At 46.7% G+C, this 22,386-nt stretch carries 23 protein-coding genes; 6 read left to right on the top strand and 17 right to left on the bottom strand.

The features are described 5' to 3' along the window. Positions 1 to 152 precede the first annotated feature (152 nt). Together BLV33_RS11870 and BLV33_RS11875 are read left to right on the top strand one after the other, a co-directional pair. A complete protein-coding gene (locus BLV33_RS11870) occupies positions 153 to 587 on the top strand; it encodes a hypothetical protein (RefSeq protein ID WP_090791343.1) in 435 nt (144 codons plus the stop codon). Next, positions 587 to 1,654: a phosphodiester glycosidase family protein gene (locus tag BLV33_RS11875; RefSeq protein ID WP_090791345.1), complete on the top strand. Its 1,068-nt coding sequence runs from the start codon at positions 587 to 589 to the stop codon at positions 1,652 to 1,654. The genes BLV33_RS11870 and BLV33_RS11875 overlap by 1 nt, the downstream gene beginning before the upstream one ends. Before the next feature lie 249 nt (positions 1,655 to 1,903). On the opposite strand, the gene BLV33_RS11880 is transcribed toward BLV33_RS11875, so the two are convergent. Both BLV33_RS11880 and trmL read right to left on the bottom strand, forming a co-directional pair. Continuing rightward, a complete protein-coding gene (locus BLV33_RS11880; RefSeq protein ID WP_171909349.1) occupies positions 1,904 to 2,158 on the bottom strand; it encodes an AbrB/MazE/SpoVT family DNA-binding domain-containing protein in 255 nt (84 codons plus the stop codon). A gap of 142 nt (positions 2,159 to 2,300) precedes the next feature. After that, complete coding sequence (trmL, locus tag BLV33_RS11885; RefSeq protein WP_090791349.1) at positions 2,301 to 2,765, bottom strand: tRNA (uridine(34)/cytosine(34)/5-carboxymethylaminomethyluridine(34)-2'-O)-methyltransferase TrmL; 465 nt, start codon at positions 2,763 to 2,765, stop codon at positions 2,301 to 2,303. Between the two features lie 161 nt (positions 2,766 to 2,926). Between trmL and BLV33_RS11890 the strand changes: the two genes are divergently transcribed. Next, positions 2,927 to 3,640: a response regulator transcription factor gene (locus tag BLV33_RS11890; RefSeq protein WP_090791351.1), complete on the top strand. Its 714-nt coding sequence runs from the start codon at positions 2,927 to 2,929 to the stop codon at positions 3,638 to 3,640. 121 nt (positions 3,641 to 3,761) lie between these two features. Here the strand turns inward: BLV33_RS11890 and serC are convergent, their stop codons facing one another. Continuing rightward, on the bottom strand, positions 3,762 to 4,850 hold the full coding sequence (serC, locus tag BLV33_RS11895; RefSeq protein WP_090791353.1) for a 3-phosphoserine/phosphohydroxythreonine transaminase: 1,089 nt from the start codon (positions 4,848 to 4,850) through the stop codon (positions 3,762 to 3,764). Positions 4,851 to 5,079: 229 nt separating this feature from the next. On the opposite strand from serC, the gene thpR reads away from it, so the two are divergent. Beyond that, positions 5,080 to 5,673, top strand: coding sequence for an RNA 2',3'-cyclic phosphodiesterase (thpR, locus tag BLV33_RS11900; protein ID WP_171909125.1), 594 nt, complete (start codon positions 5,080 to 5,082; stop codon positions 5,671 to 5,673). Between the two features lie 81 nt (positions 5,674 to 5,754). On the opposite strand, the gene BLV33_RS11905 is transcribed toward thpR, so the two are convergent. Then, positions 5,755 to 6,261 carry a mismatch-specific DNA-glycosylase gene (locus BLV33_RS11905; RefSeq protein ID WP_090791357.1) on the bottom strand — a complete coding sequence of 169 codons (507 nt, stop codon included), beginning with the start codon at positions 6,259 to 6,261 and terminating at the stop codon, positions 5,755 to 5,757. A 234-nt stretch (positions 6,262 to 6,495) separates the two neighbouring features. Between BLV33_RS11905 and BLV33_RS11910 the strand changes: the two genes are divergently transcribed. Continuing rightward, a complete protein-coding gene (locus BLV33_RS11910) occupies positions 6,496 to 7,221 on the top strand; it encodes an SDR family NAD(P)-dependent oxidoreductase (RefSeq protein ID WP_090791360.1) in 726 nt (241 codons plus the stop codon). Positions 7,222 to 7,236: 15 nt separating this feature from the next. Beyond that, a complete protein-coding gene (locus BLV33_RS11915; RefSeq protein ID WP_090791363.1) occupies positions 7,237 to 8,271 on the top strand; it encodes an S-adenosylmethionine:tRNA ribosyltransferase-isomerase in 1,035 nt (344 codons plus the stop codon). Between the two features lie 205 nt (positions 8,272 to 8,476). Here the strand turns inward: BLV33_RS11915 and glnA are convergent, their stop codons facing one another. The 13 genes from glnA to BLV33_RS30430 form a co-directional block, all read right to left on the bottom strand. Continuing rightward, positions 8,477 to 9,901: a type I glutamate--ammonia ligase gene (gene glnA, locus BLV33_RS11920; protein ID WP_090791366.1), complete on the bottom strand. Its 1,425-nt coding sequence runs from the start codon at positions 9,899 to 9,901 to the stop codon at positions 8,477 to 8,479. A gap of 241 nt (positions 9,902 to 10,142) precedes the next feature. Then, complete coding sequence (gene aroF, locus BLV33_RS11925; protein ID WP_090791369.1) at positions 10,143 to 11,186, bottom strand: 3-deoxy-7-phosphoheptulonate synthase; 1,044 nt, start codon at positions 11,184 to 11,186, stop codon at positions 10,143 to 10,145. Positions 11,187 to 11,304: 118 nt separating this feature from the next. Continuing rightward, a complete protein-coding gene (locus BLV33_RS11930) occupies positions 11,305 to 11,850 on the bottom strand; it encodes a DUF2062 domain-containing protein (RefSeq protein ID WP_253187049.1) in 546 nt (181 codons plus the stop codon). 52 nt (positions 11,851 to 11,902) lie between these two features. Beyond that, positions 11,903 to 12,856 carry a 4-hydroxy-3-methylbut-2-enyl diphosphate reductase gene (locus tag BLV33_RS11935; protein WP_090791373.1) on the bottom strand — a complete coding sequence of 318 codons (954 nt, stop codon included), beginning with the start codon at positions 12,854 to 12,856 and terminating at the stop codon, positions 11,903 to 11,905. 56 nt (positions 12,857 to 12,912) lie between these two features. Next, positions 12,913 to 14,394 carry a sensor histidine kinase gene (locus tag BLV33_RS11940; RefSeq protein WP_090791376.1) on the bottom strand — a complete coding sequence of 494 codons (1,482 nt, stop codon included), beginning with the start codon at positions 14,392 to 14,394 and terminating at the stop codon, positions 12,913 to 12,915. A 1-nt stretch (position 14,395) separates the two neighbouring features. Further along, a complete protein-coding gene (locus BLV33_RS11945; protein ID WP_090791378.1) occupies positions 14,396 to 15,085 on the bottom strand; it encodes a response regulator transcription factor in 690 nt (229 codons plus the stop codon). Positions 15,086 to 15,213: 128 nt separating this feature from the next. After that, positions 15,214 to 16,803 (bottom strand): S1C family serine protease, encoded by a 1,590-nt coding sequence (locus BLV33_RS11950; RefSeq protein WP_090791379.1) that lies wholly within the window; start codon positions 16,801 to 16,803, stop codon positions 15,214 to 15,216. Between the two features lie 158 nt (positions 16,804 to 16,961). Next, a complete protein-coding gene (locus BLV33_RS11955; RefSeq protein ID WP_090791380.1) occupies positions 16,962 to 17,378 on the bottom strand; it encodes a YugN family protein in 417 nt (138 codons plus the stop codon). Between the two features lie 79 nt (positions 17,379 to 17,457). Continuing rightward, a complete protein-coding gene (locus BLV33_RS11960) occupies positions 17,458 to 18,123 on the bottom strand; it encodes a response regulator (RefSeq protein WP_090791382.1) in 666 nt (221 codons plus the stop codon). Continuing rightward, entirely contained in the window at positions 18,116 to 19,177 is a 1,062-nt protein-coding gene (locus BLV33_RS11965) for a HAMP domain-containing sensor histidine kinase (RefSeq protein ID WP_090791384.1), read from the bottom strand. The genes BLV33_RS11960 and BLV33_RS11965 overlap by 8 nt, the downstream gene beginning before the upstream one ends. 9 nt (positions 19,178 to 19,186) lie before the next feature. After that, entirely contained in the window at positions 19,187 to 20,308 is a 1,122-nt protein-coding gene (gene liaF, locus BLV33_RS11970) for a cell wall-active antibiotics response protein LiaF (RefSeq protein WP_090791386.1), read from the bottom strand. A gap of 278 nt (positions 20,309 to 20,586) precedes the next feature. Then, positions 20,587 to 22,110 (bottom strand): methyl-accepting chemotaxis protein, encoded by a 1,524-nt coding sequence (locus BLV33_RS11975; protein ID WP_090791388.1) that lies wholly within the window; start codon positions 22,108 to 22,110, stop codon positions 20,587 to 20,589. A 131-nt stretch (positions 22,111 to 22,241) separates the two neighbouring features. Further along, the gene (locus BLV33_RS30430; RefSeq protein WP_290439050.1) at positions 22,242 to 22,370 is read right to left on the bottom strand and encodes a hypothetical protein; all 129 of its coding nucleotides are present in this window, start codon (positions 22,368 to 22,370) and stop codon (positions 22,242 to 22,244) included. Between the last annotated feature and the right edge of the window lie 16 nt (positions 22,371 to 22,386).

Here is a 22,386-nt window from a genome sequence, read left to right on the forward strand (position 1 = left end):
ATTGGACCATTGTTGTCTGTTTCCCAATCAAAATTTTTAGTCACCGACTTTTAGCCTGCATTTTTCGACGAATTCTCTAAATAAATATTATGTGATATACTTATTCGTGAACTTTTTCCTTATTTCGACAATATTTTTTTGAGGTGATTGAAATGGATGTGCCCATGAAATCTGTTCCCGCTGACTCTTCTTTTGAACGTGCAGATAGAGCTGCCAAAAGCAAAAGAAAAACGTATCTGCTGCTCTTCATGGGTTGGTTTGTACTCATTGCCATGGGAGTTACCGGAGCTATGCTTTACACAGATCACTTAAAACATCAAATTGCAGCAGACATAGCGAGCCAAACCCGACAGCAATTGGATGGCATTCAAGCGGATTACCAAAAGCAAATGGCCGAGCTGAAAACGAATATGAGCACTGACATGTCGAATCTTCAAACCAAGGTCAACTCCTTGAATGAGCTGCTCGCTTTCACCAAGGACAGCGCCAACAGCAAGACGGATAACAGCAACCAGCTTTACACCCAGCTCGCCGAAGTGAAAAAGAAGCTGGATGAGCTGCAAAAAAACCTGGAAGTGTTGAAATAATGATTACAGTCAGGCAAGTGAACCGCTTGCTCCTGCTCGCATGTGCCCCTTTTTTTGGCGCGATGATTTGGCTGTTGTCGATACATGTCAGTATTCAGATTCCTCAACTGGTTACTGAGAAGAATGAGACTTTCTCTATTCATAGTGAGGCGCTTAGTATAAACCAGAGGCTGGATCAAGCGAAGGCAAATGCGGTACTAACCAAATCGACGATCGAGCAGTATTTTAAGCTTTATGAACAAAGCGCCGGGACTGTCGCTGCTCTTCTGAAAAATGCGTCTGCTCAGGCTTCAATCCCGAATATGATCTACGATGGGCGTATTTCGGCTAAGCTGGGCACCCCCTCCAGGCAAGCGGTGTCAGGTAACATCGATGCCAAGCTGTATACGATCAATGAAGCCAACTACTCGGGATATGCCCTCAAGGTTAATCTCAAATCCGATAAAGCCGTCAAGCTGGTGCTCGGTAAGGATAAATATGGGGGGAGTGAAACAACATATGATGCTGTGAGGCGTTATGGCGCAATCGCCGGGGTGAATGCAGGAGGTTTTGCCGATGACAGCCGCGGCAATCGTTTTCCGCAGGATACCACTGTGATCAACGGCAAATATGTGAGCGGGTTTTTCCCTAGCAACAATGATACGGTATTCATTGGGCTTTCCAAGGATCGCAAGCTGATCGGCGGTAAATTCAATCAACAGTCGGAGCTCGATAAGCTGGGACCGCTGATGGGCTCTACCTTCGTTCCTACCTTGCTGAAAAACGGGAACAAACAGATCATTCCCGTTCGCTGGCAAACTTCGCCAGGACGCGCGTCAAGAACCATCGTTGGCAGTTACAAGAATGACCAACTGCTGTTCCTGGTCACAGACGGATATGACGAGAGCGGCAATTCCGGGGCCACCTTGGCAGAGTTGCAGGATAAGCTGCTTCAGTTGGGAGTCAAAGATGCTTATAATCTGGATGGAGGCGGGTCTTCTACGCTTGTTTTTGACGGAAATGTCATCAATCACCCTTCCGACGGCAGGCTGAGGCCCTTGGCGACTCATTTTCTATTTTTCAAATGAACCTGAGCTGCCTGGAAAATTCACATTTTATTCGTTTCATTTTTCCGGGCTGTTGGGTATAATAAAAAATATATCCGGGAGGTGTGCATCATGTCGGCAACATTTTGGTTAACGATGACTGTATTTGCGTTATTCATTGTATCGATGCTAACAGCTTCTTACAACGATGATAAAACTAAAGGCTTGTAAACAAAAAAAAGCATCCAACCTCTTATGATGAGAATGGATGCTTTTATTTTTGGATACATTTTATACCTTCGCCTTCAATTCGTTCATTTCCCCGAGACAAGTTCCACAAATATGGCGTTCCTTGAAATCACTGACCTGATCCATATTTCCGCAAAACACACACTTCGGTCTGTATCTTTCGAGGATAATATGATCCCCCTGCACCAAAATTTCAACAGGATCTCCTTCGTTCATTAAATAACGCTTGCGAAGGGATTTAGGAAGTACAATACGCCCAAGCTGATCAACCTTACGCACAACACCTGCTGGCTTCATCATAAAAACTTCACCTCTTTCTGATCCGCATACCCACCTAAAGACCTAATTTATCAAGAAAACAGGTTCTTAAGGAACGTATTCGCCGTGAATTTATGAATTCCTTCTCAGAACGTGCAATATTGGTAAATTTTCGAATCGATTAGGTAAGTCCCTTAAAGTCTGTTTGCCGCAATCCTTCATACAATAAAATCGCTACTGAGTTGGATAAATTCAGCGACCTCACGGCATCGGACATCGGCAGCCTTAGCAGCGTATCCGGATTAGCCCGGAGCAGCTCTTCAGGCAATCCTTGGGTCTCCTTGCCAAATACAAAGAAATCACCATCTTGAAAAGTGAAATCCGAATATCGTTTTGTCGCCTTGGTAGACGCAAGGAAAAAACGGTGACCCGCATATAGCGCCTGCACTTCCGCGAATGAATCATAATAATCCAGCTTGACGGAATGCCAATAATCCAGACCAGCCCGCTTAAGCGTCCTGTCATCCGTATCAAATCCAAGCGGTCGGACCAAATGCAAATGCGTTCCTGTTGCCGCACACGTCCTGGAGATATTCCCCGTATTCGCCGGAATCTCTGGTTCAACTAAAACAATATGAAAGGCCATAATCTATCATTCACCTCGGGTTATTCTATGATCAACTTGAACAGAGCTCCATTTGATGATTCCGCTCAATTTTAACACTCGTTTTACTTTATCTTAATATGTCGTTGATAGAATCTTGCGATAATAAGTATATCTTCCCCCTAAAGGAGCTGACTATCGCAATGAAGAAGAAAATTTTAGTCGTAGATGATGAACCTTCAATCTCCATGCTGATCGAGTTTAATTTAAAGCTTGCCGGCTACGAGGTGCATTGCGTATATGATGGAGAGGCCGTATTTGAAGCTATCCAATCATTTCGGCCCGATTTGATTATTCTCGATTTGATGCTGCCCAAAATGGATGGTTTCCAGGTTTGTCGGAAGCTGCGCTCACAGAACAATTTGGTGCCCATTATCATGCTGACCGCCATGCAAGATCTCTCTGACAAAATCGCGGGCCTGGATAACGGCGCCGATGATTATATGACCAAGCCCTTCAGCCCTCAAGAGCTGATTTCCCGGATTCAAGCCATTATACGAAGAATTCAAACATTGCCATCCTCCAGTGAAATTAACCCGATCCACATTGGCCAAATCTCGGTACAACCCGATCAGCGCGAGGTTTCCATGAATGGGGACCCGATCGAGCTGACGCCTAAGGAATTTGAGCTTTTGCTCTTCTTGTGCAAGCATCGCGGCAAAGTGCTAAGCCGACAACAGCTGCTGCACGGGGTGTGGGATTATCATTTCCTCGGTGACACGCGAATCGTCGATGTGCACATTTCTCATTTGCGCGACAAAATCGAGAACAACGCACGCAATCCTGAATATATAGTTACTATTCGGAACGTTGGCTACAAACTGACTGAACCTGTAGCGAAAGAATCCTATGCTTGACCATCTCCGCTTACTCCTGACTATCCGATAAAAATAGGTGCCTATGCGGTGCCTATTTTTTTGTGTTCAAAAAACCTCAGTATCCGCACATGGCTTCAACCAAGGTTTATTTCAAGCTATATCAGCTGTTACGATGCTGGAAATCTACCATAAAGTCGGCAAGGGCCTTACAGGATTCGTAAGGTACCGCATTGTAGGTGGAGGCTCTTAATCCGCCTACGCTGCGATGGCCTTTCAGACCAACGAAACCGTTTTGTTCCGATTCCTTTACAAATTTCTTCTCCAGCTCCTCATCCTGCAAACGGAAAGTAATATTCATCATCGAACGGCTTCCCTGATCGACAGGACCACGGTAGAAACCGCCGCTTTGATCGATTGCGTTATAGATGAGAGCTGTTTTCTTACGGTTTATTTGCTCAAGTACGGTTAGACCGCCCTGCTCTTTGATCCATTTTAACACCAGATTCACCATGTAAACGGAATACGCGGGAGGTGTATTATACAGGGAATTGTTCTTTGCATGTATGTCATAGCGCAGCATGGTAGGGATATTCTTCGGCAGATCCTGCAGCATGTCGTCTTTGAGAATGACAACCGTTACCCCGGAAGGTCCCAGATTCTTTTGCGCTCCAGCGTAAATCATGGAAAATTGGGAGACATCGACCGGACGGCTCAGGATATCACTGGACATATCCGCAATCAATGGGACGTTTCCGGTGTCCGGGAAGCTTTGAAACTGCGCTCCCTCAATTGTTTCATTAGAAGTAAGATGTAAATAGGCTGCATGGGGATCAATCTTAATATCGCGAAGATCAGGGATTTTCATAAATTTATCTGCTTCCGAGCTTGCCGCAATGATGGTTTCCCCGAATAATTGAGCTTCTTTGACTGCCTTTTCGGCCCATGCTCCAGTAAGCACATAGCTTGCCGATTTTCCTGCACGAAGAAAGTTCATCGGTATCATGGCAAATTGCGTGCTGGCTCCGCCCTGCAGGAACAGCACTTGATACCCGTCCGGAATGCCAAACAATTCTTTCAGCAGCTGCTGGGTCTCATCATTCACCCTTTCATAATGAGTACTGCGGTGTGAAATTTCCATCAGCGACATGCCAATTCCTTGATATTCCACTAGCTCCTCTTGCGCTTTCTGCAATACCTCAAGCGGCAGCGCCGCAGGTCCTGCATTAAAATTGTACGCCCGATTTCCCATGTTTGACCCACCTCTGCATATTTGTAATATGGCTATGATAGCAAGATTCGCTGGATGCATCAAGTAAAACCTGTTGTGGCAATGCTAAAAGCATTAACTTTTTAAATATTGCAAGGATAAACGGCTGCTCCGTCCTTAGAGACGAGAGCGTTTGTCAAGGTTGATGCGAAGCAAGAGAAGTTTCGAAAAACTTATACTTTTTTTATCAACTGAAAAGGAGTACTCTCTTATGCAGTCTTATTCCAGCTCGACTTACAGGATCTTTGTCGGCATTGCCCTGCCTGATGATCTGCAGGGCCATCTTCAAGACTGGGTGGCCGAGGCTCGCACGGCCCTGCCGTTTCAAAAGTGGACGCATCCGCAGGACGTCCACGTGACCTTGCAGTTCCTCGGCGACTCCTCGCCCGAGGCTGCACTTGCGCTCAGCGCCGACCTGCGCCAGCTCGCTCAAGACGCGGCGGCGCTGCAGCTGCGCGTCGCCGGGCTTGGCACATTCGGCGCACCTGCGGCGCCGAATGTGCTCTGGGCGGGCCTCGCCGGCGACCTGGACGTGCTGAGCGCGCTCCAGGCCCAGGTCGAACGCGTCAGCGCCCGCCACGGGTTTCAGGCCGAAGCGCGAGCTTATCGGCCGCACTTGACCTTGGCCCGCCGTGCACGCGGGCCTGTGACTCGCGCCGCGCTGGATGCGGCGGCGCTGACCATGGGCGTCGAGGCCGAGTGGCTCGTACAGGACATCGTCCTGTACAGGAGCCACATGGGCCGGAAGCCGGCGTACGAGCCGCTAGGCGTGCACCCGCTGGGAGAGGCGGGGGCACGCGCGTGAGAGGCTCGGATAACTCCTCTCTTTTGTGCACCTTCCGTGCTGCATTTTTGTTTATCTACGCCAATGTGCTTTCCGTATGCATCACTTCACTATAAAAGCCGTCAACCCGCTAAAGATCCCTACCATCTCATCCAGCTTCATGCGAACTAGCCCGCTGGTAGAAGGACATACGAATTCTACAACACCCGGGGTTACAGGATCGAGCTGCTGTCCCCATCCGATCTTGCGTTTACCGCTATATTGCTCATAAACACCCTTCCCCACAAAACAAGCCACTTTCGGCCGATACTGCTCTATTTTATGCCGGAGCTCTACCCGTCCTGCCCTATATTCTTCCTTCGAAATCTCATCTGCTGCAATAGTCGGTCTGGCAACAATATTCGTAAAGCCATACCCCAGCCTCAGCACTTCACTGTCCTCCTCAGGTCGATACAATCTAGGGGTTAATCCAGCCAGATAAATGGCTTTCCAAAACCGATTGGTCGGATTCGCATAATGATGGCCAGTCTCCCAGGAACGGATACTTGGATTATACCCAATGAACAAAATCAGCAAATCCTTGCTCAAATGATCCGTTATCGGTCCCATTACATTCACTCTTTCCAGACTAAAGTTGTCCTCGATCATGACCTATTTTACCATCTGCTGCAATCCCATGCTAATATATCCCTCTTATCTTGTGCGCTTCTCCTCCTGTTTAGAATTATTTTAATCAGTGGATTGATATTATAAATTTTACCAGTTATAATACAAACATAACATACATTATTGTTTAAAAAGTATGGACCACTTCTTACTTTATGAAAACGGAGAGTGTTTACTATGGCAAAAGACGCTGCGCAAGTAGTCATGATTACCGGAGCCTCAAAAGGCCTGGGCAAAGCCTTGACTCAGGCATTCGCTAAGCAAGGAGCCACACTCGCAATCTGCGCTCGAGGTCTGGAAGATCTAAATCTAGTTAAAGAGGAAGCTCTGTCACTTGGTGCGGACAAAGTTCTTGCTATCTCCGCGGACATATCTAAAGCGAGGGATGTAGAGGGTTTTGTGGCGACGGCCGAAGACGCTTTTGGACGCATTGATGTTTTGATTAACAACGCTTCGATACTTGGGCTAAGCCCCATCCCCTATTTGCTGGATTACCCGGAGGAGGATTTTGCTGAGGTTCTGCGTGTGAATGCGGTTGGGACGTTCCTTGTTACACGCCGGGTTATCTCCGGAATGCTTCAGCGAGGCAGCGGATCCGTCATCAATTTGACTTCCGAAGCGGGAAACGTTGGGTACGCGGGCTGGGGAGCTTATGGGATATCCAAATTTGCCGTGGAGGGCATGACGCAAACTTGGGCCGCTGAGGTAAAAGGGACAGGAGTTCGAGTAAATATGGTTGATCCGGGAGAAATGGATACTGAGATGCATGCCCTAGCCGTTCCTGATTGCGATTACGAACTGGGTGATCCAAAGGATTCTGTAGATGTTTTCCTCTATTTGGCTTCAAGTGAAGCTAAGGAACTCAATGGACAGCGCTTCAACGCACAGGAATTCACACGTTAATAGGAGGTGTTTTTCATGGCAGTAGACGCAATGACCTTTGAATTGCCTGAGGAATTAAACGCCAGTATGCCTCCTGAAAGACGAGGCGTGCGAAGAGATTTTGTTCGCATGATGGTTCTGAACCGCTTAACCGGTGAGATCAATCATACTCATTTTCATAAAATTAATGCGTTTTTGAATCCTGGCGACGTCATCGTTCTCAATGCGAGCAGAACCATTCCCGCAGTATTGAAGGCGGAGTGGTGCCTTGCAGAAGCCGCTTGCAACCAAGTGGAGGTTCGACTGTCACATAAAAAAGGGCCAGCAACATGGGAAGCTCTACTCGTTGATGCAGATGTTTCGATTGGAGGTATTCTGCATTTCTCTCCGACCCTTCAAGCCACTGTTACCGAGAAGCAAACAGCACCGATATACACCTTGCATTTTTCAGCATGCGACAGTGAATTGTATGAACAAATTTATCAACTCGGCGAGCCTGTCAGGTATGAATATATTGGGCAGCCATGGAGCTTGGATTATTATCAGACGGTCTATGCCACAATGCCTGGATCCGTTGAAATGCCATCAGCTGGAAGAGCATTTAGTTGGGAGCTGCTGCTCAAGCTGCAAAATAGCGGCGTACAAATCGTCTACGTACAGCTTCACACCGGACTCAGCTATTTGTTAAAAAATGAATGGCAGCAAAGCCCTGAGCAAAATTTTGAGGAGTACATCGTTCCTGTAGATACGGTTCGTACTATTCTTGATGCCAAAGCCCGGGGTAACAAAATCTTAGCCGTAGGAACAACAGTAGTCCGTGCACTGGAAACTTCCGCGAATGAGTTTGGGGAGCTGCGCCCCGGAACCGGCTGGACCAACCTGTATATCCATGCGGACTACCCGCTTAGAGTCGTGGATGCTCTCATTACCGGCTTTCATGAGCCGGAAGCTTCACACCTTGACCTTCTCTCAGCTTTTATCGATCGTCACCTGCTATCCAATGCGTATAAGCAGGCGGTGGATCACCGCTATCTATGGCATGAATTCGGGGATATGAATTTAATCATCTGAAAAAAGGCCAGCTATTCCCAGTAGATACCAATTACATCAGTCCAGCCAGTCTTACCAATCCCACCGTTCCCATCATCCCGCGCCAATACAAGCCAGTCTATCATCTTCCCAACATGCACGCCAGTCCCGCTTCCTGCAACTTTTCACAAAAAAAACCTCCCGAAAATAAAATTCGGGAGGTTTATTTCGTATGGATAATTACTGATTAGCAATCAAAGTATAAAGCGTACTCGTGTGGGTGAATGCGGATCGCAACGGATTTGGTTTCACCGCGTTTGAATTCAACATAGTTATCGAGGAAGTCTTTAGTGAATACGCCGCCTTCCAACAAGAATTCGCTATCGGCTTCAAGCGCATCCAGTGCTTCGTCCAAAGATCCAGGAACGCTGCGGATTTCTGATTTTTCTTCATCGGACATTTCATAGATGTTCTTATCAAATGGACCATAACCCAAAGCGCGAGGGTCGATTTTCTTCTTGATTCCATCCAGACCAGCCATCAGCATAGCTGCGAAAGCAAGGTATGGGTTCGCTGTGGAATCCGGCGTACGGAACTCGATGCGGCAGCCTTTAGGTGTTACGGCAGCTACCGGGATACGAACCGCTGCGGAACGATTACCCTTGGAGAACACCAGGTTAACCGGCGCTTCATAACCAGGAACCAAACGTTTGAACGAGTTGGTGCTTGGGTTGGTAAGTGCGATCAATGCCGGAGCATGGTACAGGATACCGCCGATATAATGAATCGCCAAATCACTAAGATTGGCATAAGCGCCTGCTTCATAAAACAGCGGCTCGCCATTGTTGAAGATCGACATATGCACATGCATGCCGCTTCCGTTATCACCAAACAATGGTTTCGGCATAAATGTCGCTACTTTACCATATTGTCTGGCTGTGTTGGCAACAATGTATTTGTATTTCATCAGGTTATCTGCCGTTTTAGTCAATGTGTCAAAGCGGAAATTAATTTCAGCCTGTCCGGCTGTAGCCACTTCATGGTGATGACGCTCGATGCGCATGCCTGTCTCAGCCAACAAACGACACATTTCACTGCGGATGTCTTGCTGGGAATCAATAGGTTGAACCGGAACGTAACCAGCTTTCACTTGAATTTTGTTACCCAGGTTACCGCCTTCTTCTTTACGGCCTGTATTCCATACCGCTTCTTCGGAATCTACCTCGAAGTAGGATTTGTTTATGCCCGTTTCGAATCTCACATCATCAAAGATGAAGAACTCGGATTCAGGAGCGAAATAAGCTGCTGTACCCACACCGGCAGTTTGCAAATAGGCTTCCGCTCTTTGTGCTACGCTTCGCGGATCACGATCATAAGCTTCGCCTTCCGGTGTAAAGATGTTGCACATAATTATAAGTGTAGAATGAGCAGTGAAAGGATCTACATAAGCCGTGTCCGGATCCGGCATCATGACCATGTCAGATTGTTCAATACCGCGGAAACCCGGGATGGATGAACCGTCAAAAGCAACACCGTTCTTGAACGTTTCTTCTTCGACCTCGGAAGCAGGTAAGGAAATATGCTGGGCTTTACCAGAAAGTCCCACAAAACGGAAATCCACCCACTCGATGTTTTTTTCCTTAATCAGGTTTAATACATTTTGAACTGACATTGAAAATTTCCTCCTATTTCCGTACATTCTACTTAGTTTGCACGTTGATTGTTCTATTTTTTTCGTTTTCTTAGCACATATTATAAAGCTATTCACTTTGTAACGTCAATACTTATGTCAGGTATTTCTTTGTTAAGTGTAAGCTATGCTCACACAATTGACAGATTTGTTAGCTTCAACACAAAAAAGCGACTTGTTTTCTCATTTTCAGAAAAAACATGTCACTTTTTCCCATGTACGATTAATTGAAAACTGCTTCTTTTTTGGTGTTGAAGGTTTTGCCAAGAAGCGGAGATAATTTTTCCAAATCAACCAGCAATTTCGCGAATTGTTCAGGAAATAGGGATTGGACACCGTCTCCCGTCATGGAATTGTCCGGATCTGTATGCATCTCGATGATTAAACCGTCTGCGCCAGCGGCTACTGATGCCTTGGTCATGGGCTCAACGAGCTCTCTACGGCCTGTGCCGTGACTTGGATCGGAGATGACAGGCAGATGGCTTAACTGCTTCAACACAGGGATCGCTGACAGATCCAGTGTGTTGCGAGTGTAAGTTTCAAAGGTGCGTATGCCTCTTTCACAAAGCATCACATTTGAATTTCCACCAGCCAGGATGTACTCAGCCGCATTCAGGAACTCATCGTAAGTAGAGCTGAATCCACGCTTGAGCAAGACTGGAGTTTGAACCGTTCCGAGCTTGCGAAGCAGATCAAAATTTTGCATATTCCGTGTTCCTACCTGCAAGATATCCGCATATTCACAGCAAATATCCACATATTCAGGAGTCATAACCTCTGTGATGGTCAGCAACCCATGCTTCTTGCCGGCTTCAGCCATCATGATTAAACCTTCTACGCCTACACCTTGGAAGCTGTAAGGTCCGGTTCTTGGCTTAAACGCGCCTCCGCGAAGCACTTGGCCGCCTGCTGCTTTAACCAACCGAGCAATCTCATCGATTTGCTCAGGTGTTTCAACTGCGCAAGGTCCGCCCATGACTACAAGCTCGTCTCCGCCAATTTCAACATCCTTGATTTTGATAACCGTGTTGGCTGGGTGGAAATCACGACTGGCCAGCTTGTAGGACTTTGAAATCTTGACCACTTGTTCAACTCCTGACATTTGACGCAAATGCTCTGCCAAAACAGGATCCGCTTTACCGATAATTCCAATAACTGTACGGTCCTCACCTCTGGAAATATGCGCTTGCATACCATGTTTTTCAATGACATGAACTATTTCGGCAATGCGTTCCTCGGCAACCTTATTGGATGTTACTACGATCATTAGTTTCACGCTCCTAATTTTTTGGGACACAGGCTCTTGATCGCTTCAACGCTTGTGTGCTTTTATGCTTTTAATCGCTAAAGTAAATATACAACGCTTGACGAATTTTCGTCAAGCACTAATTTGATTCAGTAGTATCGTTTGAAACCAGCTGCGCTTTGCGTATTTTGCGTTTTTCTTTTCTGCGGTCAGCATGATATCGAAGGAGAAACATGATTGGAAAATACATTATTAAACCTAGAACAACACCAACCACCATACCGCCGACGATCAGATCCAGACTTCCGCGAATGATATTGGACAGCAGATGCGGCAAATGATGAATCAGATAACGCTTGGTGCCTTTAGGGATGAGAAACGCTCCAACACTTTTGTTGAGAAAGGCGAACGGGATATAGATCACCTTACCGAATACAAATCCGATAAGTGCACCCGCAAGATTAGCCCTAAACAAATAAATCAATGGAAAGATGAGCAGGAAAGCAAGCCCTCCTGTAGGCAATGTGAACATCTCGACCGCAAGTCCGATCGAGAAGCCCCTTGCTACCATGGAAGGCCCGCCTTTTGCCCGCAAGAGCAGCAAGTATTTGTATTTAAACCATCGCTTGGTTTTATTCCAATCGAAGCGAAGCTTGGACGGATTCCTCTTCGGTGCAGCCTGCACTATACCCAACATCCTGTCAAAAAGATTTATTCGAAGATTATCACATTTATTATTAAATGCTTGCTTTGGTTCTGACAGCGGGAATAAGCCTCTTCATATTGATAGTACGTTTTTGCTCCCAAGTGGTTTCATCTTTCGGATCATACGACTCCAGATAGGAAATCACTTCTTTAGTGATCGGTGTCGGTGTGGAAGCACCTGAGGTAACGCCTACTTTGCGGACTGATTCGAGCCATCTGCGATCCAATTCTGTCACATCGGCGATCCGGTATGATTTGACTCCGGCGATCTCCTCCGACACTTGGGCAAGCCTATTGGAGTTGTTGCTCTTGGGATCACCTACCACAATAACCAGATCCGCTTCCTTCGCTTGCTCCGCAACAGCTTCCTGTCTTACTTGGGTAGCAAGGCAAATTTCATTGTGGATTTCCGCTTGGGGGAATCTCTCAAGCAATCTATTCATGATATGCTTGATATCCCACTGGCTCATCGTCGTTTGATTTGTAATAATTATACGTTTAGCCGGAAGCTTCAGAACATCAGCTTCTTCAAGATTTTCGATCAGATGGACTTGGCTTGGAGCAACACCCATCGCGCCTTCCGGCTCGGGATGTCCCTTTTTGCCTATATAAATAATCTCGTAGCCCTCAGCCGCTTTTTCACGAATCAGAACATGTGTCTTAGTGACATCCGGGCAAGTCGCATCGACAACTGTAAGGCCCTTTTCCCGCGCTCTGCGCCGCACTTCTGGAGACACGCCATGAGCGGTCAGAATAATCGTTCCGTGTTCAATTTGTTCCAGAATCTCCAGACGATTCTCTCCATCCAGTGTAATAATACCTTCTTCTTCTTTAAAAAACTCTGTAACATGCGAGTTATGCACAATCATTCCCAATATATAAATAGGCCGCGGCAAATTGAGATTTTTTGCAGTTTGCATGGCCAGGGCCATTGCGTCCACAACCCCGTAGCAATAGCCTCTCGGTGATATTTTAACGACTTCCATCATGTCCACCTGCCTTGAATCCGTATATGACTTTGACAACCTTCTACAATTATAGCTTATTGCAGAGATGGTGAAAAGGAGGCGGGAAACCAGATGATGAAGGTACTGCCTTTTTCCTTGCTTGTGGTGACTTCAATCGATCCTTTATGCTCGTCAATAATCCATTTGGCAATCGATAATCCAAGCCCTGTTCCCGAGGTTTCCCCGCGGGATGGATCCGCACGATAGAATCGTTCGAAGATCAGTGGAATCTCTTCTTTGTCCATGCCTATTCCCGTATCTGTTACGCGTATCCCCACTTGTTCCCGAGAGCGGAGCGCATCCAGCTTCACCACGCCATGAGGGGTATATTTGAACGCATTTTCTATGAAAATAAACAACAACTGCTGGATATAGTCCCGATTTCCCAAAATGATTGCGCCTTCCAGCACATCGAGGTCGCCCACTTCCCAATCCGCGGCACGAGGCAGAAATTGAGCCCTGCGTATCACCTCCTCGACCAACGGAACCAGCTCCTGCGGACTCTTCTCCATTTGAAACCCTGCGTCCGCTCTTGCCAAGGCAAGCAGATTATTAACAAGGCGGCTCATGCGCTGGGCCTCTCCGGCAATATCCTGCATAGCTTCCAGTGAAATTTCCATTTTTTCCGGATTGGCCAACTGTTCGCTCCCCGAAGGCTGTTTCCACATTTTTTCGAGCAAATCAACATTGCCTCTAATCGTGGTAAGTGGAGTCCTCAGCTCGTGAGACGCATCAGATACGAATCTGCGCTGCGCCCGATAAGCTTCATTCAGCTCGGAATAAATCACCTGCATGCGAGCCAGCATTCCGTTAATCGTGTCGGTCAATCTGCCGATTTCATCATTAGGTCCGTTGTATTCGATTCGCCGCTCGAGGTCATCACCTTTTTCAATCTGATTGGCGGCTGCGATGACCTGGTCGATCGGCATAAGAGCTTTGCGTGCCATAAACCAGCCGAAGGATGCTGCTATCAGGATGGTGAGCAGGGCAAGAAATGCAAGCGTGTACTGCAGCGCGTTAAAAAATTTCTCAAACGTTCCAATAGGGATAGCTGCCTGGAGCACACCTAAAAGCTGATTGGAATTGTTCGGATCATAAAGGCCCATATGATAAATGAGCAAGTCTTGCCCGGATACATTCGTTTTGACAAAAAAAGCTTTCTTTTTCTTAAGCATATCAATCGTGTTTTGATCAATGGGGAGATTAAAGTTGTAATAATCTAAAACTGCCGATCTTTTCAAGCTTTTCATTTGAAAATTATACAATTGAAGGTACGTATTGGTGGCGTTCAAATCACGGTTTTCCAGCTCTAAGTCAAATACCAAAGATCCCTTTAAAGTCATAGTAGGATGCGATTGGATGCGAGAATAGGTTGTCTCCGCGTTTTGCTTCAAACTGTTTTCCAAATCATTGTACACATAGTAATTCAGGAAAAAATATAAGCTGATGCCGAAGAGCATCAGGGTAACCGCCAAAATCCCCGAATACCACATCGTTAACCGCAATCGGAGCGACATGCTAGTATTCTCCTCTCAGGACATAGCCGGCGCCGCGAACGGTTTGGATAATCCTTTTGTCTCCATACTCCTCCGTTTTTTGGCGAAGCAACGCGATATACACCTCGAGAACGTTCGATTCCCCGCTGTAATCATAGCCCCAAATTTTCTCCATAATGATATCTCGTGAAAGCACTCGCTTCGGATTTTGCAGAAAAAGGCTGAGAAGCTCAAACTCCTTGGTTGTCAGCTCAACCAGCTTGCCTCCGCGGAATACCTCTCTGGTGTCGAGATCAAGCACAATATCCTCATAGCTTAGCCGATTCGTAGCCTGTTCGGGTCGCTCTGCTCGTCTGCGCAGCAAGACACGAACCCGCGCGAACAACTCCTCCAGCGCGAACGGCTTCACGAGGTAATCATCGGCCCCGAGATCAAGCCCTTTAACCCTGTCGCCGACTTCATCCTTTGCGGTCAGCATTAAGATAGGCATATCGCTGCCGCCCTCACGAACTCTGCGAACGACCTCCCACCCGTCGACCTGCGGCATCATCACGTCGACAATCAACAGATGGGGCTCTTGCTCCAATATTTGCTTAAGCCCTTCAGTGCCATTGGCCGCTGTAACCACGGTATAGCCTTCAAATGCCAATCCTCGCCGAAGCATGGAGGTAATTTTCTCATCATCGTCAATCACTAAAATCTTCTCTCTCATATCCGGCCGCCCTTCTCTATCCTGATAGGTGTATTGTATCAAAAATTCGCGATAGCAAAAAGAAGCGGAGCTTGCAAGCCTGTGGCCGCGTGTCTCCACTCCTTTTTTTGAAAAAAAACGGTCTCCCCTTATTGCGCCGGTGCTGTTTGATTCAACTGATTTTTGTCACCGACCGTTACAACTATATCAGTTCGTTTACCGTCGCGGATGATGCCCAGCGTCACTTTGTCACCGACCTTGGTGGCCTTCACTTTTGCGACCAATTCTGCGCTGTTCTTCACTTTGGCACCGTTAATATCAACGATAACATCATAGGGGCGAACTCCTGCCGTGAAAGCTGGCGTTTTGCGGTCAACAGTGCCTACAATAGCGCCTTCTGTATTTTGCAGCTTCAATTCAGTAACCCAACTGCTATCGATATCCTGAAGTGATACTCCCAGGTATGGGACTGGAGTTCTAGGGATGGTAACATTGTTTTTCAAGCTATCCAATACGGAGGAAATGGTGGTGGACGGAATCGCAAACCCGATGCCTTGGGCTTGAGCGCTCACAGCCGTATTAATTCCAATAACTTCCCCATTCAGGTTCAGCAGCGGACCGCCGGAATTTCCGGGGTTAATCGATGCATCCGTCTGGAGCAAGGCTTTGTAATTTCTTGTGCCTTTGGTATCCGGGATGCTGATTCCACGCTCTTTTGCGCTGAGTACGCCAACCGTTACCGTGTGATCAAATCCATAGGGATTTCCGATTGCTACGACCCAGTCACCCACATTCACACTATCCGCATTACCGATTGGCAGGGTGGAGAAATCAGCAGTGCCTTCAATTTTCAGAGCGGCAAGGTCAAGATCATAGCTGGTCCCGAGTACTTTGGCTGTAAATGGCTTATCAAAGCCTTGTACGGTAACCTGCACTTGATCGGCTCCGTCCACAACGTGTTCATTGGTCAGAATATAACCGGATTTTTCAAAAATAAACCCTGTTCCCATTCCAGCCGGTTGAAGCGCGCCGCTCCCGCCGCTGCCATTTTGCCCGCTGTTTGGAGGCGTGGGGCCGCCTTGCCCGTCGCCAAAAAATTGGCGGAAGAAAGGGTCATTGAAAATACCGTTATTAGAGTTGGCTTGGGTCTTTACCAATGCTTCTACCTTGACGATAGCCGGACCAGCATCCTTGGCAATTTGGGCAATGTTAGTAGGCCTGTTAAGATCCAGCGCTGTCTTTTGGACTCCGCCGTTATTGCTGCTGCTTGAATTAGTGCCGCTCGCTGCATTTGTCCCTGAACCGCTTGGAGCGAGTGGTTGGCTGCCAGTGAACAGATTCATCTTATCTGCAGAAAACATCAATGTCGCTACCACAACTGCTCCAGCCATGAAAGCTGCAAAGATACTCCGAGCGGATGAACGCTTCTTCTTTTCACGATCCCACTCGTTGGCTGTATTCGGCAGCGGCGAATCCGCATATCCGAACGGACGCAGCGGCTTGGGCGGTGTTACTTCCACACTGGAAGTTCCGTTAGCGCTTGTAACCGATGTAGAATTCTGTCTTCCGTCTTCAGGTTTATTCTCTTGAAACGCGGAATTGTAAGGTCCATAGGAATAATAATAGGAAGGACGCTCAGGCTTGGCTGAAGGTTCTTTGGACGGGTCCTCCGGTGCATGATCATTTTGAGACTGCTGTTGCTTGAAAAAATCGCCGTAATCTTTTTTGTTGTCTTCCATAAAGTCTCTACCTCCATTATTAGAAATGATAATAGCATATATGCAAGCTGTTGTCGCATAATGTCATGTTCGTGATGTCTACATTCATATAATGGACTCTTAACCTTAAACAAACCTTAAGAAACAATAAAATGGAGCTAAAAAAAAGCAATCAGAAGCTAAATCAGCTGCCAATTGCGTTCTACTTCTTTAAGCAGTGCAGAAGCTTTCTGGATCCACGGATCTTCCAATTTCGCATCAGCATCAACAGGCGTCTGGAATTGATCGACTAAAGCCCCGTACGTCTCCGCCTCGGCTTCCGGATCCAAGCCTTCATTATATAGATGCTTCAGCACAAACGGAGTACCGATTTGGACAAACGCATCCGTAGCTTCGGTATCTCCTTCCAATCTTCCGGTGATCACCTGGAAGGGAATCCTCAGCCAAACCTTTTGGGCTTCATCCAAGTTCCGATCAAAATATCCATGATCATAATCCCAATTTCCGCCAAGTGTAAAGTTATGCTTGTGTAAATTAGCCCTTACGCTGTCGAATGATTCCTGCACATGTTCCAGCTTGGATTCCAATGATTTCATGCCGCCCACTCCTTAAATACTAAGGTTGAGCTATGGATAAGCTCTGCATTAATGTGTTCCAAATTGGATTTTTTATGTATTATTTTGCCGTTTTTTCCACCCAGCCCTTGCGATGGGCAAAAATGGCCAGCTGTGTCCGATCCTCCAGCTCACATTTCATCAATAGATTGCTGACGTGTGTTTTTACTGTTTTGATACTGATATGCAGCTCTTCGGAAATATCCTTATTGTTTTTGCCATCGGCAATCAGCATTAGAACTTCTTTTTCCCGGAGCGTCAAGGCTTCATCATCGGAATTCGCGGTCCTTTGTCTCAGGCCTCGCGTAAGCGCAAGCGAAACTTCCGAGTTCATGACCGGCATGCCTTTGAATGCGCTCTTTACGGCGTGTACAAGCTGGTCGGAAGACACCGTTTTCAATACATAGCTGATTGCGCCGGCTTCCACGGCCTCTACAACTTTCGCTTCCTCCAAAAAGCTGGTAAGCATAATGACTTTGATATGCGAAAATTGCTCGGAAATCAGCTTCGTCGCTTCAATCCCATCCATGACAGGCATCGTAAGATCCATTAAAATAACATCAGGAAGTCCTTCGGGAAAGCCAACCTTAAGCTTATCCAAAGCTTCCTTTCCATGCACAGCCTCTGCGATGATTTGCAGATCAGGCTCCAGAGATAAATAAGTACGCAGCCCGACCCTTACCATATCGTGATCGTCGACAATCATGACTCTGATAACGCTATTCATTCGTTTGTTCCTCCCCCAATATTGTTAGGTCTGCAGTGTCGGTGAATCTAGGAATCTGGACTCTCACCCTGGTTCCAGACCCCAGCTTGCTGAAAACCTCGGTGCTTCCACCCAGCTTCTGTGCCCTCTCCCGCATCGTCGACAGGCCGTGAGAGGCTGATGGAATTTCGCTGCGTTCAAAGCCTTGGCCGTTATCCTGCAGTTGCAAAATGTACTGATGCTCTCTTTCATATAATGAAAGCTGGATTTGTTTCGCGGAAGCATGTTTGACGATATTCGCCATGCCTTCCTGAATAATAAGAAACAGCTGGTGCTCAATAGCCTCCGATATGCCTTCCTGCAGCACCACCTCTAGTTGTCCCTGCAGCTCATTGGCACGGCAATATTCCGGGAACCATTTATAGAGCGCCTCCTCCAGCGACATATCCTGCAGCTCAATCGGCCTCAATTGGGAAATCAAGCCCCTCATTTGCTTTTGTGCGTGATGCGACATTTGGATAAGCTGGTCCATGACACTTGCTGATGCAGCAGGATTACGATCCATGATTTTCGGCAGCGAAGAAGCCGCCATGTGAATAGCGAACAGCTCCTGGCTGACGGTATCGTGAAGATCCCGCGCCAGCCGCCTTCTCTCCTCCATCACGGCCGCTTCTGTTTGCTGCTGATCCTGCAAAGCCTCCGCTTCTCCCAGCTTTTGCAGGAGCTGCACTTTTTGCTCCACGGCAGAGGCCATCACATTAAAGGATTCAAATAAATAACGAAAGGAATCTACGGGCTCCATGTTCATTCTGCTCTTGAAATTCCCTTTGGAGAGCTCCAGCATTGCTACGTGAAGCTCATCCAGCTTGCGCTGCCACCTTTTCGTGGCCACATAGCCTATAACCAAGCCAACGAATAACAGGAGAGCCAATAACCCGAATCGGAACAGAATATTCGCCAGCTCCACCTGAAAGTACTCAAGTGCTATATATAAGGCGCAAACAGTGATCAAGCTTGCCGTAAAAAAATAACCAAGCAGCTGCCACTTCATATTGAACATTCGCAATTTATACATAATCCTGCCTCAACCTATCCTTTTGACGATAACATCACCGATAAACATACTCGTCGTGAGCATCAGCTTGTGCTGAGCATCTTCATAGTGCATCGTCTGGGTTTTCAGATGGCGAAACATCCCGCTTTCATGATGATCCAGCACCCTCATATCGCCAATAAACGAGCTCGATGAGACTTTTACCTCGATATCCATATCGCCTGGCACAAAAATTTTCACATCTCCTATAAAGGATGAAACTGTTATCGGAGTTTCGCCGAGTGGAATGGAGGCACGGGTTAAATCTATGACGGTATCGCCAATAAAATGTGAGATCACCATAGGCTGCAGCTCCCAAGGCTCATTGCCCAAATGAACGTCCCCGATAAAGCTGGATTTATAATGGGCTCCCTGGACATTGTAATTATTGACAAAGTCATCGTAATATTTACTTTTATTCTCAAAAGGAGGTCGCGGTTGTCGCGGTGACTCTGCTGTACTGGGCGCTTGAGGCGGATCCGGCAAATCCCAGGGCTTGTTATGCTTGTCAGGATCGAATTCACCGTGAATGTCCTTCAGTACCTCTTTTTCTTCTTCGCTAAGATGGCGATGGAGGTCTTCCGCGCGTTCCGGCTGTTCAGGCTGCCCTGGCTTTCCTTCATCCCTTCTGTGAATTCTTTCATGCTTATAGCGGTGACGCGCTTCACGATACTGATTTCGCTGCTCCCTATAAGCTTCACGTCTTTCCTTTCTTGATGCAGCAGCGGAGGAATCCCATTCCCATGATCGGCTGCCCTGCCGGCTGCTTCTGGACGGTTTAAATATAATGCTGAGTCCAAAAATGATTAACGCGGCTGGCCCAAGAAATTGAAACATCTGTCCCAGCGACAACGTGGTCAGCTCCAGATTTTTAAGCAAAAAGATAACCCCGACTGCACAAAGCATCAAACTCCATAAGGCACCGCCCCCATGCACCCTCAGCTTCCAGATAAAGCCCATGAGTCCACTGTAAATGAGGATTACAGGCCAGTAGGTTGAAAATATATATCCAATATCGAAAGAGATCAACCCCAACTGATTCAGTAAAAAGAACACTCCCGCCATGATAATGACAAGACCCCACGTGAATTTTTGCATAAAATCCGAGTTCATGACTGTTTCCTCCAAAGGTTTAACTTGCTTGGCATACTTCTATTTTATTGGAAGTGAAAAAATATGAAAAGAGCCGTAAGATTGAAACTTTACTCAGTCTGTAGACGGAGAGGGATGACGAGTCTTGATGAATATTTGACAAAATCACGAACAATCGAAAACGTGATTGTCTTGGTAAATAAAAAGGCAGTCCCAAAGTCATCTAGACTTTGAGGCTGCCCTTGTTGCGCCTCAATGAATAACTTCTATCTATTGTTACGTGTGCACATTGCGGACCCTTATTTCAGCAATAAATCCATACCGATGACGCCAATCGGGATTCCATTCTTGTCCATAATGGTTTTTGACATAGTAATACATGGTTTTTTAGTGATAGCTGACACGTATTCCGGAGAAATGTAAAATTCCCCTGACATCGCCTTTTTCCACCATTCCCGGCTCTTTCCATTAACCAGTCCGGCTTCCGGCAGCGAAAAAATAAAGGTTCCATCCCCTCTATTTGACCAGATCGCTTCAATTCCAGTTGTTTTGTTCAGCACAGTACTTAAATGAGCAGCATGTGCGTCTTCCACCATGGAGATAATGTCAGGCTCTTGCACCAATGAGCTCAATATCAGCTTCATATCAGAAATATTAACATCCACTGTGGACTCGAGCTTGCGTACTCCGATAGCTTGAATGGCCGTGATAAGCTCAGCTGAGGAACGATCCAGATTTGTATTAATTCGCTTTAGCATCGACACTTCATGTCTTTGTTTTTTCATCTGCTCAAGCGTATGCTCCACACTAATCCGGGTCCCGTTTACCAGCTCCACGACCTCTCCCAAGGAAGAAGTAGAATCTGAAGCTAATGCAGATTGCTGCTTGGTGGCATCCGTTGCCTTGGTCACCAAGGTGTTCACGCTCAGAATCAGGGAAAAGATTTTGTCAATTTTATCCTTCATGACTTGCATTTCATCGATTCCATGGATAACCGCTTTTTTCTCATCTATAACGGCTGTCACCACCTGTGACACTCCGCTTTCGATGGATGAGAGAATCTCCGAAGAGCGGGTTACAGCTTCATGGCTTTGGGCGGCTAATTTCTTGATTTCCTGGGCAACCACTGAAAACCCTCTGCCTTGCTCACCGGCTCTAGCCGCTTCGATGGAGGCATTGAGAGCCAGCAATGAGGTTTGTGAAACTACCTCTGTGATAAAAGTATTGATCTCTTCGATCTTGGAAGTATGCAAATGGAGCTCTTCGATTCGCTGCTGAATTTTATCATTGTTATTATGTAAATCATTCATCACTTCATCTGTCGTATTAAGCGATTTGCATACATCAATAACCGTATCCTTCGTCTGCTCACTTTCCCGATGCATATGAACCGCGGAATCGAGGATTTGATCCGCAGCGGCGGCAACCTGCTGAATCGCAGCAAAAGCTTCCTGAAGCTGCAATGCTGCATGATTGCTACGAATCTGCAGCTCCTCTTCACCCTGAATCGAGGAATCCGCTATCGTTGTAAGCTGGCTGATGGATCGATTCACTTCCTCTACAGCAGCTGCCAATCGGTCTGCGACGACTTGGGATTCCTGAATAAATAACAAGATCTGTTCCTGCTGCAATTGCTCAATCGCTGCTTCCTTGGAACTGAGTGAAGAACGCTGTCTGAAACACAAGATGAGCACGCATATCCATATTAACAATGTTGCTAAAGTGCCGTAGAGTGATGGCTTCCACAGGTCTGCAAGATTAATAAAAATACCTAAAAAAATAAATCCGAAAAGCCATTTAAAGCCATTTCCTGCGGCTTTCATCTCAATTGGCACTCCTTTCCTGGATCCTTGCTGGATTTTGTTACATTATATCGAAAAGCAATGAATAATAAAAGGACTTTCCCGTGATTTACCTAACAAAAAAGAGGACATTTCTGCCCTCTGTGTTCAGTTCAATATTTGTTTGTATTTTGAGTTGGTGTTGAAGTAGGCTGCTGTTTTTTGTTTGAGGCGTTAGCGTTAGTTTCTGAAGCAAATTCTGTGTCTTGTGCAGGCTTTTTGTTGCTTTTATTCTTAGCCACGTTTCTCACCTCCTAT

Origin of the sequence: Paenibacillus sp. GP183, from assembly GCF_900104695.1 — a bacterium.
In the GTDB taxonomy this organism is placed as follows: domain Bacteria; phylum Bacillota; class Bacilli; order Paenibacillales; family NBRC-103111; genus Paenibacillus_AI.